This is a genomic window from Streptomyces laurentii (assembly GCF_040635425.1).
Classification (GTDB): Bacteria; Actinomycetota; Actinomycetes; order Streptomycetales; family Streptomycetaceae; genus Streptomyces; species Streptomyces laurentii.
In genome coordinates this window covers 19,782-34,828 of the sequence record NZ_JBEYHT010000077.1, presented here as the reverse complement: position 1 = coordinate 34,828, position 15,047 = coordinate 19,782, and the positions used below count along the sequence as shown (strand labels likewise).

Annotated in this window: 14 protein-coding genes; 4 read left to right on the top strand and 10 right to left on the bottom strand. The window is 72.1% G+C overall.

Features of this window, described 5'->3' with window-relative positions; all coding sequences use genetic code 11:
- Nucleotides 1–99: 99 nt before the first annotated feature.
- Nucleotides 100–1,707, bottom strand: a complete 1,608-nt coding sequence (gene metG, locus ABZ693_RS32065) for a methionine--tRNA ligase (RefSeq protein ID WP_359884708.1) — start codon at nt 1,705–1,707, stop codon at nt 100–102.
- A gap of 149 nt (nt 1,708–1,856) precedes the next feature.
- Nucleotides 1,857–3,635: a VWA domain-containing protein gene (locus tag ABZ693_RS32060; RefSeq protein WP_359884707.1), complete on the bottom strand. Its 1,779-nt coding sequence runs from the start codon at nt 3,633–3,635 to the stop codon at nt 1,857–1,859.
- 268 nt (nt 3,636–3,903) lie between these two features.
- On the opposite strand from ABZ693_RS32060, the gene ABZ693_RS32055 reads away from it, so the two are divergent.
- The gene (locus tag ABZ693_RS32055) at nt 3,904–5,994 is read left to right on the top strand and encodes a PhoX family protein (RefSeq protein WP_359884706.1); all 2,091 of its coding nucleotides are present in this window, start codon (nt 3,904–3,906) and stop codon (nt 5,992–5,994) included.
- Nucleotides 5,995–6,092: 98 nt separating this feature from the next.
- Here the strand turns inward: ABZ693_RS32055 and ABZ693_RS32050 are convergent, their stop codons facing one another.
- The 5 genes from ABZ693_RS32050 to ABZ693_RS32030 all read right to left on the bottom strand — a co-directional run bounded on the left by ABZ693_RS32050 (nt 6,093) and on the right by ABZ693_RS32030 (nt 10,386).
- Complete coding sequence (locus ABZ693_RS32050) at nt 6,093–7,145, bottom strand: hypothetical protein (RefSeq protein WP_359884704.1); 1,053 nt, start codon at nt 7,143–7,145, stop codon at nt 6,093–6,095.
- A 162-nt stretch (nt 7,146–7,307) separates the two neighbouring features.
- Entirely contained in the window at nt 7,308–8,819 is a 1,512-nt protein-coding gene (locus ABZ693_RS32045; RefSeq protein ID WP_359884703.1) for an APC family permease, read from the bottom strand.
- 337 nt (nt 8,820–9,156) lie between these two features.
- On the bottom strand, nt 9,157–9,393 hold the full coding sequence (locus ABZ693_RS32040; RefSeq protein WP_359884701.1) for a DUF2630 family protein: 237 nt from the start codon (nt 9,391–9,393) through the stop codon (nt 9,157–9,159).
- Between the two features lie 133 nt (nt 9,394–9,526).
- Nucleotides 9,527–9,943: an FxLYD domain-containing protein gene (locus tag ABZ693_RS32035; RefSeq protein WP_359884699.1), complete on the bottom strand. Its 417-nt coding sequence runs from the start codon at nt 9,941–9,943 to the stop codon at nt 9,527–9,529.
- The gene (locus ABZ693_RS32030; RefSeq protein WP_359884697.1) at nt 9,940–10,386 is read right to left on the bottom strand and encodes a DUF7144 family membrane protein; all 447 of its coding nucleotides are present in this window, start codon (nt 10,384–10,386) and stop codon (nt 9,940–9,942) included. Before ABZ693_RS32030 ends, ABZ693_RS32035 begins: the two co-directional genes overlap by 4 nt.
- A 151-nt stretch (nt 10,387–10,537) precedes the next feature.
- On the opposite strand from ABZ693_RS32030, the gene ABZ693_RS32025 reads away from it, so the two are divergent.
- Together ABZ693_RS32025 and ABZ693_RS32020 are read left to right on the top strand one after the other, a co-directional pair.
- Nucleotides 10,538–10,969, top strand: coding sequence for a hypothetical protein (locus ABZ693_RS32025; protein WP_359884696.1), 432 nt, complete (start codon nt 10,538–10,540; stop codon nt 10,967–10,969).
- A gap of 206 nt (nt 10,970–11,175) precedes the next feature.
- A complete protein-coding gene (locus tag ABZ693_RS32020) occupies nt 11,176–12,285 on the top strand; it encodes a MerR family transcriptional regulator (protein ID WP_359884694.1) in 1,110 nt (369 codons plus the stop codon).
- A gap of 157 nt (nt 12,286–12,442) precedes the next feature.
- Here the strand turns inward: ABZ693_RS32020 and ABZ693_RS32015 are convergent, their stop codons facing one another.
- The 3 genes from ABZ693_RS32015 to ABZ693_RS32005 all read right to left on the bottom strand — a co-directional run bounded on the left by ABZ693_RS32015 (nt 12,443) and on the right by ABZ693_RS32005 (nt 14,726).
- A complete protein-coding gene (locus ABZ693_RS32015; RefSeq protein ID WP_359884693.1) occupies nt 12,443–12,910 on the bottom strand; it encodes a universal stress protein in 468 nt (155 codons plus the stop codon).
- A gap of 61 nt (nt 12,911–12,971) precedes the next feature.
- On the bottom strand, nt 12,972–13,595 hold the full coding sequence (locus ABZ693_RS32010; RefSeq protein WP_359884691.1) for an FMN reductase: 624 nt from the start codon (nt 13,593–13,595) through the stop codon (nt 12,972–12,974).
- 6 nt (nt 13,596–13,601) lie between these two features.
- Complete coding sequence (locus ABZ693_RS32005) at nt 13,602–14,726, bottom strand: LLM class flavin-dependent oxidoreductase (RefSeq protein WP_359884689.1); 1,125 nt, start codon at nt 14,724–14,726, stop codon at nt 13,602–13,604.
- Nucleotides 14,727–14,845: 119 nt separating this feature from the next.
- Between ABZ693_RS32005 and ABZ693_RS32000 the strand changes: the two genes are divergently transcribed.
- Nucleotides 14,846–14,977: a DUF6126 family protein gene (locus ABZ693_RS32000; protein ID WP_359884687.1), complete on the top strand. Its 132-nt coding sequence runs from the start codon at nt 14,846–14,848 to the stop codon at nt 14,975–14,977.
- Nucleotides 14,978–15,047 lie beyond the last annotated feature (70 nt).

The following is a 15,047-nucleotide window of genomic DNA, read 5'->3' as shown; positions in this document are numbered from 1 at the left end:
GGATGTGGCGCAGCAGGTTGGCGGTCATCTGGGTCATGGTGCGGCCCTTGAGCTCGGAGGGGCCGCGGAAGTGGGCCAGGATGATGTCGCCGGGGGGCGTCAGGCCTTCTTCGGGTCCTCCAGACGCGGGAAGAGCCCCGCGCCCTTCGTGACCTTCGCGCCCGTCGGGAGCTGGCCCCACGTGCCCGCGTCCTGGACCGGCTGGGCGGTCAGGGCGCCCAGGGACGCCTCGGCGCCGAGCGAGTCCCAGAGCTGCTGGGAGGTCTCCGGCATGATCGGGTTCAGCAGGACCGCGACCGCGCGCAGCGCCTCGGCGGCCGTGTACAGGATCGTCGCGAGACGGGCCTGGCCCGCCTCCGACTCGTCCTTGGCGACCTTCCAGGGCTCCTGCTCGGTGATGTAGCCGTTGACCTGCTTCACGAAGTCGAAGATCGCCAGGATGCCGGCCTGGAAGTCCAGCTCCTCGCCGATCTTGGCGTCGGCGGTGGCCACGGCCCGCGCCAGGCCCTCGTGGACCGCCTTCTCCGCGTCGCCGTCGGCCGTCGCGGCCGGCAGCTCGCCGCCGAAGTACTTGCCGACCATGGCCGCCACGCGCGAGGCGAGGTTGCCGTAGTCGTTGGCCAGCTCGGAGGTGTAGCGGGCGGAGAAGTCCTCCCACGAGAACGAGCCGTCCTGCCCGAACGCGATCGCGCGCAGGAAGTACCAGCGGTAGGCGTCCACGCCGAAGTGCGAGGTCAGGTCCTGCGGCTTGATGCCGGTCAGGTTCGACTTCGACATCTTCTCGCCGCCGACCATCAGCCAGCCGTTCGCCGCGACGCGTCCCGGCACCGGCAGGCCCTGCGCCATCAGCATCGCCGGCCAGATCACCGCGTGGAAGCGCAGGATGTCCTTGCCGATGAGGTGCACGTTCGCCGGGAAGGTCTCGTCGAACTTCGCCGGGTTCTCGTTGTAGCCGACGGCCGTCGCGTAGTTCAGGAGGGCGTCGACCCACACGTAGATCACGTGCTTGTCGTCCCACGGGATCGGCACGCCCCAGTCGAACGTCGAACGCGAGATCGACAGGTCCTGGAGGCCCTGCTTGACGAAGTTCACGACCTCGTTGCGGGCGCTCTCCGGCTGGATGAAGCCCGGGTTCGACTCGTAGAACTCGATCAGCTTCGGGCCGTACTCGCTCAGCTTGAAGAAGTAGTTCTCCTCCTTGAGGATCTCCACCGGCTTCTTGTGGACGGCGCACAGCTTGGTGCCGTCCTCCGCCTCGATGAGGTCGCCGGGGAGCTTGTACTCCTCGCAGCCCACGCAGTACGGGCCCTCGTAGCCGCCCTTGTAGATCTCGCCCTTGTCGTACAGGTCCTGCACGAACTCCTGGACGCGGTCGGTGTGACGCTTCTGGGTGGTGCGGATGAAGTCGTCGTTCGCGATGTTCAGGTGCTCCCAGAGGGGCTTCCAGGCCTCCTCGACGAGCTTGTCGCACCACTCCTGGGGGCTGACGCCGTTCGCCTCCGCGGTGCGCATGATCTTCTGACCGTGCTCGTCCGTGCCGGTGAGGTACCACACCTTCTCACCGCGCTGGCGGTGCCAGCGGGTGAGCACGTCGCCTGCGACGGTCGTGTAGGCGTGGCCCAGGTGAGGAGCGTCGTTGACGTAGTAGATGGGGGTCGTGACGTAGAACGCCTTCGAGCCCTGCTTCTCGGATCCAGTGGCCGCCATGCTGCGAATTTTAACGGCCGGATCGTGTCCCCCTCACATGGTTAAGCCCGGGGCCGGGTGGGTACGCCCACCGGCCCCGGGCCCGGGGTGCCGTTCAGTCGTCGATCAGGCGGTGATCAGCCGCTGATCAGGGTGCGGTCGGGGTCCGGTCAGAGCGACCAGTCCGCGAGCAGACCGCGGTAGAAGGCGGTGTGCTCCGCCTCGACGGGCGCCGGTCCGGCGAAGTGGACGGCGGTACGGGGAGTGGCGAGCCTACGGTGGAAGTCGAAGGCCTTCGTCTCCTCCGCGCCCCACACCGTGAACCGCCAGTGCACCTCGTACGGGCGGTCCGCCGCCTCCGCCAACGCCTGGGTGGCGGCCGTCTTCGACTCGGGCGCGCCGTCCGTCTGGAACACGACCAGGGCGGGCCGCGACGGGTCCGCGCTCTTCTCGTGCAGGGCCAGGACCTCCTCGACGGCGCGGTGGTACGTGGTCCGGCCCATCCGGCCGTACGTGGCGTTCAGCTCGTCCACACGGGTCGGGGTGAGGCCGGCCGGGGTCAGCTCGGCGGTGCCGTCGATGTCCGTGGAGAAGAAGACGGCGGTCGCCGTCGCGTCCTCGGACAGGTGGGCCGCCAGCGCGACCGTCTGCTCGGCGAGCCGCTGGACCGAGCCGTCCTTGAAGTACGGGCGCATCGAACCGGACCGGTCGACCACCAGGTAGACGGCCGCCCGCGCGCCCGCCAGATCCTGGTTCTTCAGTACGGTGCCGGCCGCCTTGTACGCGTCGGCGAGGTGCGGCGCGTCCGCCTCCACGCGGGCGAGGGGGACGGCGGGGCCGCAGTCCTTCGGCTCCTCGGGGGATTCCGCGGGGGATTCCTCAGAAGGCTGTTCGGAGGGCTCTGCGGGGGATTCCTCCGGGGCTGCCTCGGCGGGCTTCTCGGCGGACGCCTCGGCAGGCTCCTCGGGAGATTCCTGGGCGGACGCCTCGGGGGACTCTTCGGGCGTTTCGGCGGGGGTCGCCTCCGGCTCGGTGACCTCGACGGCGGGAGTCTCGACGGCCTCGACGGACTCCGCAGGGGTGGCCTGCTCGGCGGGGGCCTCGGCCTCGGCGGCAGCCTCCGGCTTCGGCTCCGGTGCGGTGACCTCTACGGCTTCGACAGGCTCGACGGCGGGAGCTTCGACCGCCTCTGCCGGGGTGGCCTGCTCCGTGGCCGCGACGGGCTCCGGCTCGGTGATCTCCGGCTCGGGAGCCCCGACGGGGGCCGGCTCGGCTTCCGCCTCCGGCTCGGGCTTCGCCTCAGCCGCAGCGGTCTCCACCACAGCCTCCGGCTCCGGCTCCGGCTTCGCCTCGGCGGCGGGGGTCTCCGCCTCCGGCGTCTCCTGGCGGGCGTGCGGGATGCGCGGGTTGTCGAAGGAGGCGGCGACCAGGTCCGCGGCCGCGCGTTCGGCGGCGGTCTGGGCGGGGACCACGGGCTTCGCGGGCTCGGCGACGGGCTCCGGCTCGGTGGTCTCCTCGGCCTCGGCGGCGGGCGCCGCCGGCTCCGGGGCGGCCTCGGGCTCCGGCTCGGGCTCGGCCGGGATCACCGGCGCGGCGGGCTGCTCGGGCACCGCGGCCTTCGCCTGCGGCTCCTCTGCCTCTGCCTTCTCCTCTGCCTCTGCCTTCGCCTCCGGCACCGGCGTCGCGGCCGGCTCGGTGGTCTCGGCCGCGGCCTCCACCACCGGGGCCTCAGGCGCCTCTGTCACCGGCGCCTTTGTCATCGGCGCCTCCGGCTCCGCCGCCGGGGCCTCCGCGGCCTCCGTCGGCTTCGCCTCCTCTACCTCCACCCGCTCCGCCTTCGTCGTCTCCACCTCCGGGGCGGCCGCCTGCGGCGGGACGGGGGCGGCCGAAGTGGTGTCGGTCGTGCGGTCGCGGCCGAAAACCTTGCGCAGCAAGCTCCGGATACCCATGGGCGTACCCCTTCGCGTGAGTCGGGTGCGGTGTGCGTCCTCGTCCCGGCATCCATGGCCAGGGCGGACACGTAAGGTTATCGGCCACTCAAGCCCCGCCCTACGACCCTCCCCGTGACCCCTCCGCGTTCCGTCCTCACAACCGCGCCACACTTCCGGCCCTCGCGGTCGCCCGGGATTCATCGCTCGTTCACCGTGCCGCCGCCGTCGTGCCGGGGTGCGCCCCTAACGTCGCCGTCGGACCGATGCGGACGCCCTGGAGGACGAAGTGCGCAAAATGCTGCCGATGCTGAGCAACCACTCCCACGGAGGCGGCCGTTCCGCCATGACGTGCCGTTTCCGGTGCGGCGACGCCTGTTTCCAGGAGGTGCCGAACACCAGCGACAACGAGTACGTCGGTGACGTCATCGCGGGGGCGCTTTCCCGCCGTTCGATGATGCGTGCCGCCGCCGTCGTCACCGTCGCGTCCGCCGCCGGCACCACGCTCGCCCTCGGCGGCGCGCAGCCCGCCGAGGCGCACAGCGGCAGCGGCCACGGCAACGGCAACGGCCACCACGGCGCGCCCCGCCCGGTCGAGGGCGCCCGCGGCCTGCGCTTCGCGCCCGTCGCGCCCAACACCGCCGACCAGGTCACCGTCCCCGCCGGCTACTCCCAGAACGTCGTCATCCGCTGGGGCGAGCCGATCCTGCGCGGCGCGCCCGCCTTCGACGCCGACAAGCAGTCGGCGAAGGCCCAGGCCGGCCAGTTCGGCTACAACAACGACTTCCTCTCCCTGCTCCCGCTGCGTGGCGAGCCGAACCGTCAGCTGCTCGTCGCCAACCACGAGTACACCGACGAGATCCTGATGTTCCGCGGCTACGACCCGGAGAACCCGACCCGCGAGCAGGTCGAGATCGCGTGGGCCGCGCACGGCCTGTCCGTCGTCGCCGTCGAGGGCGAGCGCCGCACCGGCCGGCTGGCCCCGGTCTCCCGCCATCACCTCAACCGGCGGCTGACCGCCACCAGCCGGTTCGAGCTCACCGGCCCCGCCGCCGGCGGCGCCCTGGTCCGGACGTCCGCCGACCGCACCGGCCGTACCGTCCTCGGCACCCTCAACAACTGCGCGGGCGGCACCACCCCGTGGGGCACCACCCTCCACGGCGAGGAGAACTTCAACCAGTACTTCGCCCACGCCTCCTCCGCCACCGACAAGCGGTACGGCATCGGCACCGGCGCCTCCGAGCGCAAGTGGGAGCGCTTCGACAAGCGCTTCGACCTGGCGCAGGAGCCCAACGAGGCGCACCGCTTCGGCTGGGTCGTCGAACTCGACCCGTACGACCCGGAGTCCACGCCCCGCAAGCGCACCGCGCTCGGCCGCTTCAAGCACGAGGCCGCGCAGCCGCGCCTGACCGACGACGGCCGCGTGGTCGTCTACATGGGCGACGACGAACGCTTCGACTACTTCTACAAGTTCGTCTCGTCGCAGCGGATGAAGAAGGGCAACTCGCGCGCCGCGCACGAGCACAACCTCACCCTGCTCGACGAGGGCACCCTGTACGTCGCCAAGCTGACCGGCGACAGCCCCGCCACCGAGATCGACGGCACCGGAAAGCTCCCGTCGGATGGCGAGTTCGACGGTTCGGGCACCTGGATCCCGCTCGCCACGGCCGGCCCGCGCGGCGAGGCCGTCTCGCACGTGCCCGGCATGACGGCCGAGGAGGTGTACGTCTTCACGCGCCTCGCCGGTGACAAGGTCGGCGCCACCAAGATGGACCGTCCCGAGGACATCGAGCCGTCGCCGCGTACCGGCCGCGTCTACGTCGTCCTCACCAACAACGCCGACCGCGGCAAGGCGGGCAAGGCCGGCGCGGACGAGGCCAACCCGCGCAACCTCAACAAGCACGGCCAGATCCTGGAGCTCGCCGAGCACCGCGACGACCCGGCCTCGGAGCGCTTCGCCTGGCGGCTGTTCCTCGTCGCGGGCGACCCGGCGGACCCGGCGACCTACTTCGCCGGCTTCCCGAAGGAGAAGGTCAGCCCGATCTCCTGCCCCGACAACGTCACCTTCGACCCGCACGGCAACCTGTGGATCTCCACCGACGGCAACCAGCTCGGCTCGCACGACGGTCTGTTCGGTGTCGCCACGCGGGGCGAACGGCTCGGTGAGCTCCGGCAGTTCCTGACTGTGCCGACCGGCGCGGAGACCTGCGGACCGATCGTCCAGGACCGCCGCGTCCTGGTCGCCGTGCAGCACCCGGGCGAGATCGACGGCGCGTCCGTCGAGAAGCCCGCCTCGGTCTGGCCGGACGGACCGGGCAGGATCGTCCGCCCGTCCGTGGTCGCCGTCTGGCGCACGGACGGCGAGGACATCGGTCTCTGAGCCCGACGCCGATCCCGTCGTAGTTCGTCACCGCCCTGTCCGTCACCGCCCTGTCCGGAACCTTCCGGGCAGGGCGGTACGGCGTCAGGGGACGGGTCTCAGCCCGTTCCCGGGCCCGGCCGGCCCTCGGCCCACGGCCCGGACTCCGCGCCCGCACCCGCTTCCAGGCCCTCCCGGAACCGTACGAACTGCTCCTCCGCCTCGCCCGTGTACGCCCACGGCACCCATGCCGCCTGTTTCCCGAGCAGCCCCATCACGTCCCGCGCCACCGCCGCCTGGCCCGCGTAACACGCGGCGTGCGCGAGGTAGTTGAGTTCGGCGACCTCCTCCGGCGCCGCCGGCCGGCCCGGCTCCCGGCCGTTGACCCAGCGGGCGTGCGTGCGGCGCAGCTCGGTCACCGCCAGCTCGTGCTTCCAGTGCTGGTCGAAGCCGCGCACCGGGCCCCGGCCCAGCGCCCCGTCCACGATGTAGCGGTACTCCTCGACGCGGGCGATCTGCACGAGGACCGGCAGTGGCGAGCCGGGCGGCGCCACGCCCGCCGCGTCGCGCGCGAAGTCGTACATCGCGCCGTGCGTGCCGTGCCAGCGGGCCGACCAGTAGCGCAGCAACTGTGTGTGGCCTTCGGTGTGGTACGGGTCGCGGCGCCGCAACTCGTCGAACCAGCCGCGCAGTTCGCGCCGTGACACCCCGCCCTCGTAGAGCCGCGCGACCGACAGCAGCGACGCCCACGGCATCGGGTCGGCGGGTGCCGCCTCCGCCGCCGTCAGACAGATGTCGGCGGTGGCGTCGATCCGGCCGCGGTCGACCGTCGCGCCCCGGCCGGCGGCGATGGCCGTGTCGAAGAGCCGTACGACCTCGGTCGCGGCGCGCAGCACCGCCACGTCCGGGTTGCCCGGTTCGGCCGCCCGCCAGGCCTCGACGGCGGAGGTGCCGGCGGCGGCGTGCGACAGCAGCCGGATCCGGTGGGTCCGGCGGGCCCAGTCGTTCCCGGTGGCGGCGAGCAGGTCGCGGACGCCCTGCCAGCGGCCGATGACCATGTCGTGCCGGGCCTCGGTGAGCGGCCGGTCGCCGAAGTCCGGGTCGAAGTCCGGGACGAACCGGGCCTGCCGGGACTGCCCGGCCCTGCGCGAGAGGCGGCGGAGAGCTGCCATCCGGATCCCCCCTGGGGGACGGAGCGGCCGGAAGCCGGCCCCGTCGGATCGGAATCGGGTGTGGTCAGTGAACGGAAGCGGTGGACGGGAGTAGTGAGTGGGAGTAGTGAGTGTGGGAGCGGGCGGCGGGAGTAGTCAGCGGGAGTCCGGCGCCCGCGGCCCTCAGAAGTCGGTCGCGAGCGACTTCTCTTCCCGGCGCGCGCGGGGCGAGTCGGAGGAGTCGAAGGGTTCCGCCGCCGCCAGCGCGCTGACCGCGCAGAGCCGGGCCGGCCGGTAGTACGAGCTGCCCTTGCGCCAGTACACGAGCATCAGCGGCACGCCCGCCGCGAGCCCGCCGAGGCCGACGGTCAGCGCGGCCCCCGACAGTTCGCCCAGCGACTGGAAGAAGACCCACAGCATGAACGCCGAACCGAGCAGCGGCCACGCCGCGCCGAGGAAGAACTCCCGTACGGACGTCAGCACGAGCTTCCGGTACGCGACGACGGCCGCGATGCCCGCGAGGGCGTAATAGAGCGAGATCTGGAGGCCGATGGCGCTCACCCCGGTCTGCAGCGCCTCGGTCACCGAGCCGGCGGCGGTCGCCGCCGCGAACAGGCCGAGCGCGACGACGCCGACGGCGACGATCGCGACCCACGGGGTGTTCCAGCGGCGGTGCACGACGCCGAGCGCCGACGGCAGGGTGTGGTCGCGGCCCATCGCGAACAGCGAGCGGGTGGCCTGGAGGAGGGTGGTCTCCAGGGTCGCGACGGTCGACAGGAGCACGGCCAGGATCAGCAACTTGCCGCCGACGCCGGGCCAGATCTCCTCGCCGAGGACGGCGAGCACGTTCGTGCCGCTCGTCTCGATCTTGTCGGCGCTGAGCAGCACGTTGACCGCGACCGTGAACGCCACGAAGAGGAGGAAGACCACGCCCGTGCCGACGAGCGCGGCGAAGCCGGCCGTACGGCGGCTGTCGCGGGTCTCCTCGCTCAGGTTGCTGGTGACGTCCCAGCCCCAGTAGTAGAACGCGGCGATCAGCGCGCTCGACGCGAAGCCGGAGGCGCCGCCGAAGTGGCCGAAGCCGAACCAGGACCAGTCGAAGGCGGTGGCGTACCCGTGGTGCGCGAGCACCCCGAGGATGAAGACCAGCAGGATCGCCATCTCGATGCCGGACATGAGGAGTTGGGCCCGTACGGTGAGCCGCGCGCCGCCCAGGACGATCAGCAGCATCACCAGGAACCAGCCCGCGCCCACCGCGCTGGCCAGGAGCGTGTCGTCGGCGAGGGCCGGGTCGACGAGGGAGAGCGTCAGCGAGCCGGCCGGCAGCGAGCCGGCCACCATGAAGACGGTCGCGGCGAAGACCAGCGCCCAGCCGGACAGGAAGCCGAGGAAGGGGTGCAGGGTACGGCCCACCCACGAGTACGCGGCACCGGCATTGACGTCGATCCGGCCAAGACGCGCGTACGCGAGGACGATTCCGAGCATGGGTATCGCGCAGTAGAGCAGCGCCGCGGGCCCGGCGAAGCCGGCCGTGCCGAAGAGGACGGCCGTGGTCGCGGCGAGCGAGTAGGCGGGGGCGCTGCCGGCGACGGCCATCAGGATCGTGTCGAACGTGCCGAGGGCGTTGGGCTGGAGACCCCGGCCCGGGCCCTTGGCGGGGCCGCGACCGGGGCCTCTGCCGGAAGTGGTGCGCATGACGGTGTCCTCGGGGCGCGTGGTGGGGGGACGGTCGGTCGAGCGGAAGCGCGAGGGTGACGAGCGGGGGAGAACGGGGTGGAGCGATGACGAGGGGGGACGGCAGGCGAAGAGACCGTGACCCTGCCGCGCGCCGGTCGGGGGACGCGAAAGCGGTGTGGATCACAGTGAATTCGTGCGCATCGTAGTCGTCCCCGTGGATTTCGGTAACGGCGGTGGGAAGTATCCGTTCCGCGACCGCCGCCCCGCGCGTCCGTACGCACCCTTTGGTGAGGTTTGGCGTGGCCCGAGGATGGCCTGAACTGACCGAACCGTGCGATCCGGGGCGCTGATCGCCCTAACTGCGGTAGTTCTCGACCTCGGTGGCGGGGCGCACGGCCGCCGTGTCCGGGTCCTCCCCGTACTCCGTCTTCGCCCTGCGCTGCCGCAGCAGGTCCCAGCACTGGTCGAGCCGTACCTCCAGCTCCGCGAGCCGTGTCCGCTCCTCGTCCAGGAGCCCGCCGGTGCGCTGCCGCAGGGCGCGTTCCTCCTCGACGAGGGCGCCGATGTCCTGGAGGATGTCGTCGTTGTCCATGTTCTCCAGCGTGGCCGATCCGGGCCGAACGCGCAGGTCGGGACGCCCGTTCAGGGAATTCGCGGGGGAACGCGCGGGAAGGCGCGGGGAACGCGCGCGAGGCGGGACGGGGGCGGGGAGCGGGTCGCCGCGGTCAGTGGCGGAGGGCCTGGGCGACCTCGGCCTTCGTCGTGCCGGACAGCTTCCGATTGCTGCGGGCCGTCGCCGACTTGACCGCCCCGGGGCCGACGCCGTCGATGTTCAGCACCACCGCGTCGAGCAGATTGCCGCTCGCGTCACGGAAGTTGACCCAGGCGGTGAAGTCGGAGGTCTTGTCGCCGCGGTTGGTCACGGTGATCGTCGCGACCGCGCGCCCGTCGCTCGCCGTGGTGGACGGGCCGGCCGTGACGTCCTTGGTCGCGTCGATCCCGTGGGCGACATCCCGCATCCGCTGCTGCGCGGACGCGGAGATGTCGCTCGCCTTCTGCTTGGCCTGCTCGCACCCGGTGAGGGCGAGCAGCACGGCGGCGCAGACGGCGGTGCCGGCGAGCGCGTGTCTCGTCCCGCTCACCCGCCGTGCTTCCCGAACGACTCGTCCGCCGCCAGCGCCCAGATGACGAAGACGGAGATGGCCATGGAGAACATGGCCCACCACGGCTGGTGCGGCAGGAACATGAACTGGATCACGATGTTCAGGCCGGCCAGGATGATGCCGGCGATCCGGCCCGACTCCGCCCGTTTGAGGATCGCGAAACCGGTGAGCGCGACGAGGATGCCGAGGATCAGGTGGATCCAGCCCCAGGTCGTGAAGCTGAACCGGTACACGTAGTCGCCGACGCGGGCGTACATGGTGTTGTGGGCGATGCCGGCGATGCCCTCGAAGATGTCGATGATGCCGGTGACCAGCATCAGGACACCGGCGAAGAGGGATCCACCGGAGGCCCAGCCCGAGGAGTGGGAAGCGTAGGCAGGCGGCGGGGTCCGCGGCGCCTGCGGTGCGGTGTTCTGGCTCATGGCCCCATCGTGGGAGCGGTCGCTCGCCCATCGGATTTTTTACTGGTGCGTTCGGGTGAGGAGCGCGGAACCGGCTGATCCACTTGCGGGCCGTTCGAGTGAGGTGTGCGCTGGAGGATGCAGCAGAAGGCGCGGGAAAGGAGTCTCCGCCATGGCCGCACACTCAGCGGTACCCGTCGGCCGGCACACGGTCCGGCACGAGCAGCGGACGAGCAGCGGCGCGAAGGGCTGGGTCGTCCCCGTCCTCTTCGGCATCGCCTACGGTCTGTGGGCCCCCACCGTCGTCCGCCGGGGCGGCGCCCCGAGCTGGGGCCAGTTCTGGCTCGGCGTCGTCAGCGGCCTCGTGGTCGCCGTCGGCGTCTACGCCCTCCACCACTACGGCCACCTGCTGCGGCGCGAGCTGCGCGCGGTCGCCTGGGGCGCGTTCGCCGGCTGCGCGATCGGCTTCCTCTTCAGCCTCTCCGACGCGAGCATCTACGCCTCGGTGATCCTCGGACTGATCGTGGGCGCCGGCGTGTCCTCCGCCGCGTTCTATCTCTTCTACACGCACGAGGACGCGGCCGGGCATCCCGCGCCCTACTGAGTGCGCGGAGTGCGCGGAGTGCGCGGGGTGCGTCCGGCGCGACATCCGGAGTAGGCCATGGCCACCGCCACAGCGGCGGTGGCCATGGCCATGAGCGGCGTCTGGCGGGGGCCCTTGACCTTCCCGCCGGGGGAAGGCCAAGGCTCGGTGGTGCCGGGTGAGCACGCCCGGCCCAGAGAGGCCGTCGGGCCGGGGAGGCTGGGGGCATGCTGCTGACGATCGGGGACTTCGCCCGCGCATCCGGGCTCTCCGCCAAGGCGCTGCGCCGCTACGACGAGACCGGGCTGCTGCCACCCGCGCGCGTCGACCCGTACACCGGTTACCGCTACTACACGCGGGACCAGGTCGAACAGGCCCGCCTCGTCCGCTGGCTGCGGCGCATCGGGATGCCGCTCGCCGACACCGGCCGGGTCTGCGCCCTGTACGCCACGGACACGGCGGGCGCGGCCCGCGCCGTCCGCGCGTACTGGGCCGAGGTCGAGGCGCAGACCGCGGCGCGGCGGGACCTGGCCGCCTCTCTGGCCGAACGCATCGGAGGGAACACCGACATGACCACGACTTCCGCCTTCTCCGGCGGGCTTCGCTTCGTCGCCGCAGTACGGCTCGACCGCGGGCTCGTACGCACCGTCCAACAGGACGCCGCGCACGCCGGTCCGCACCTGCTCGCGGTCGCCGACGGGTACGGGGCCGACGGGGAGCGGGCCTCGGGCGCGGCGGTCGCGGCGGTCGCCGCGCCGACGTCCGTGGCGGGGCCGCGGGATCGGGCCGGGGACGCGCTCAACGCCCTGGAGGACGGGGTACGGGACGCGAACCGGCGGGTCGCCGGGGCGGACGCGGGCTCGGGCTCGGCCTCGGGCTCGGACGCGGGCTCCGGGACCACGCTGACCGCCGCGCTGCTCACCGGCACCCGGCTCACCCTCGCCCACGTCGGCGACTCGCGCGCCTACCTGCTGCGCGGCGGCGTCCTCGCCCCGCTCACCCGCGACCACACCGTGGTCCAGGCGCTCGTCGACGCGGGCGAACTCGACCCGGCCGAGGCGGCGGAGCGGCCCGACCGGGCCGTCCTCCTCAAGGCCCTCGACGGCGGGGACGCGGCGCCGGAACCGGACTTCGGGGTGCGGGAGGTCAGGGCGGGGGACCGGGTGCTGCTGTGCACGGACGGGGTGTCGGCGGTGGTGCCGGAGGGGGAGATCGCGCGGGCGCTGCGTGGGGGCGGCGGGGTGGAGGCGGTGGCGGACGCGGTGGTGGAGGCGGCGCGGGGGTGCGGGGGGCCGGACAACGTGGCGTGCGTCGTGGGGGACGTGGTCGCGGGGTGAGGGGGGCGCGGGCTGCGGGTGCGGGCCGGCCGTCCGCCCGCCCCCTCGCCCGCTGGACGGGAGGAGGAGGCGGGAGGGGGGGTGCCGTCGTGGGCCGCTTTCCGCCGGTGGGGAGGGGGCGAGGGAAGGAAGAGAAGAAGAAGGACCCGGGGAAGGGCTACTTCTCGTCGGTCTCGTCGACATCGGGGATGCCCGGGACCGTGCCCCGGACCACCACGACCGGGCAGGGGGCGTGCTGGGAGACGTTCGAGGAGACCGAGCCGAGGACGGCGGCCTTGAAGCCGCTGCGGCCGCGGTCGCCGACCACGAGGAGTTCGGCGCCCTTGGCCGCGTCGATGAGGGCCTGGGAGGGGTTGCCGCCGACGACCGCGAGGGTGACGGCCGCCGCCTGGTCCGGGGGCAGGGCCTTGGACACCGTCTCGTCGAGGATCTGCTCCGCCAGGCCCTCCGGGTCGAACTCCGGCGGCACGCCCGGCATCAGCGTCGCCCAGGACGCCGGGTACTCCCAGCTGATCACCGCCTGGACGGTGTCCCCCGTGGCGGCGGCCTGCCGCGCCGCCCACTTCAGCGCCTTCAGCGAAGGCGCCGATCCGTCCACACCCACCACGATCCTGCCGCCGGCCATCGCCGAACTCCGTTCGTTGTCGGGAGCCCCGGAGGGCTTCCCGGACAACGTAACAAACCGATCAATCGAACCGCAGATCGGCCAATTGCTTCTCGAACGGGACGACCTCGTCGTCCTCGTCCGCGCGGTCCGGGCGGGCCGCGACGAGTTCCGCGAACTCGACGCCCGCCCGGGTGATCCGGGCCGGCAGGCCCTCGGTGTACTCGTCGCCGCCCGAGCCCCAGTCCTCCGACGCCGCGTAGACGGCGGTCGGCGCGACGGCGGCGCGCAGGTAGGCGAAGAGCGGGCGCAGGGCGTGGTCGAGGACCAGCGAGTGGCGGGCGGTGCCGCCGGTCGCGGCGATCAGGACCGGGACGCCGGTCAGCGCGGCCGGGTCGATCAGGTCGAAGAAGGACTTGAACAGACCGCTGTACGAGGCCGTGAAGACCGGGGTCACGGTGATGACCCCGTCCGCGCCGGTCACCGTGTCGATCGCCGTCCGCAGGGCTTCGGAGGGGAAGCCGGTGACGAAGTTCTTCGCGATGTCGACGGCCAGGTCGCGCAGTTCGATCACCTCGACCTCGACCGCGTACTCCTGCTCGGCGAGCCGGTAACGGGCGGCCTGGAGGAGCCGGTCGGCGAGCAGCCGGGTGGAGGAGGGGCTGCTGAGGCCGGCCGAGACGGCGACCAGCTTGAGGGTACGCATGGCTGGTTATGCCTCCTGCTTCTGAGTGACGGGCTGCTGGGTGACGGGCTGCTGTGTGTCGGACTTCCGCTGGACGGCGGGGTGCAGCGGGGCGGTCGTCGGGACGCCGGCCGGGCGCAGGCTCTCGAACTCCTTGCGGAGCACCGGGATGACCTCCTCGCCGAGGATGTCGAGCTGCTCCAGGACCGTCTTGGTCGGCAGTCCGGCGTGGTCGAGCAGGAAGAGCTGGCGCTGGTAGTCGCCGACGTAGTCGCGGAAGGACAGGGTCCGCTCGATGATCTCCTGCGGCGAGCCGACGGTCAGCGGGGTCTCGCGGCTGAACTCCTCCAGGGACGGGCCGTGGCCGTACACGGGCGCGTTGTCGAAGTACGGGCGGAACTCCCGTACCGCGTCCTGCGAGTTCTTCCGGATGAAGACCTGGCCGCCGAGGCCGACGATGGCCTGCTCGGGGGTGCCGTGGCCGTAGTGGGCGTACCGCTGTCGGTAGAGGCGGACCATCTTCTCGGTGTGCTGCTTGGGCCAGAAGATGTGGTTCGCGAAGAAGCCGTCACCGTAGTAGGCCGCCTGCTCGGCGATCTCGGGCGAGCGGATGGAGCCGTGCCACACGAACGGCGGTACGCCGTCCAGCGGGCGCGGGGTGGACGTGAAGCCCTGGAGCGCGCTGCGGAACTTGCCCTCCCAGTCGACCACGTCCTCCCGCCACAGCTTGTGCAGCAGGGAGTAGTGCTCGATGGCGAGCGGGATGCCCTGGCGGATGTCCTGGCCGAACCACGGGTAGACCGGGCCGGTGTTGCCGCGGCCCATCATCAGGTCGACGCGGCCGTCGGCGAGGTGCTGCAGGGTCGCGTAGTCCTCGGCGATCTTCACCGGGTCGTTGGTGGTGATCAGCGTCGTGGACGTGGACAGGATCAGGTTCTCGGTGCGCGCGGCGATGTGCCCGAGCAGGGTGGTGGGGGACGACGGCACGAACGGCGGGTTGTGGTGCTCGCCGGTCGCGAAGACGTCCAGCCCGACCTCCTCGGCCTTGAGCGCGATGGCGACCGTGTCCTTGATCCGCTCGTGCTCGGTGGGGGTACGGCCGGTGGTGGGGTCGGTCGTGACGTCGCCGACGGTGAAGATCCCGAACTGCATCGCGCTCACCTCTCGCCTTTCGTGTGCCTGGAAGTTCTCGAGGCTTTTGGTTGAAGCTTAAACCATCCCGCTCAACCGTGCGCCCTTCGGCCCTATTCCCCCGGTCGTACCCTGAGCCCATGGCCAAGGACCTGGAACGCTGGAAGGAGCGGGGCGTGATGCTCCGCGTCTTCGTGTACGTATTCGCCACCCACCTCTTCCTGGGGTTCGTCTCCCTGCTGTTCTGGGTCGGAGGCAACGCTTCGAAGTAGCGCCCGCCCGGCGCCCGCCCGATGTCTGCCCGGGTCGGCCCGGTGGGCAGCGTGCGCCAGGGGTGCGAAG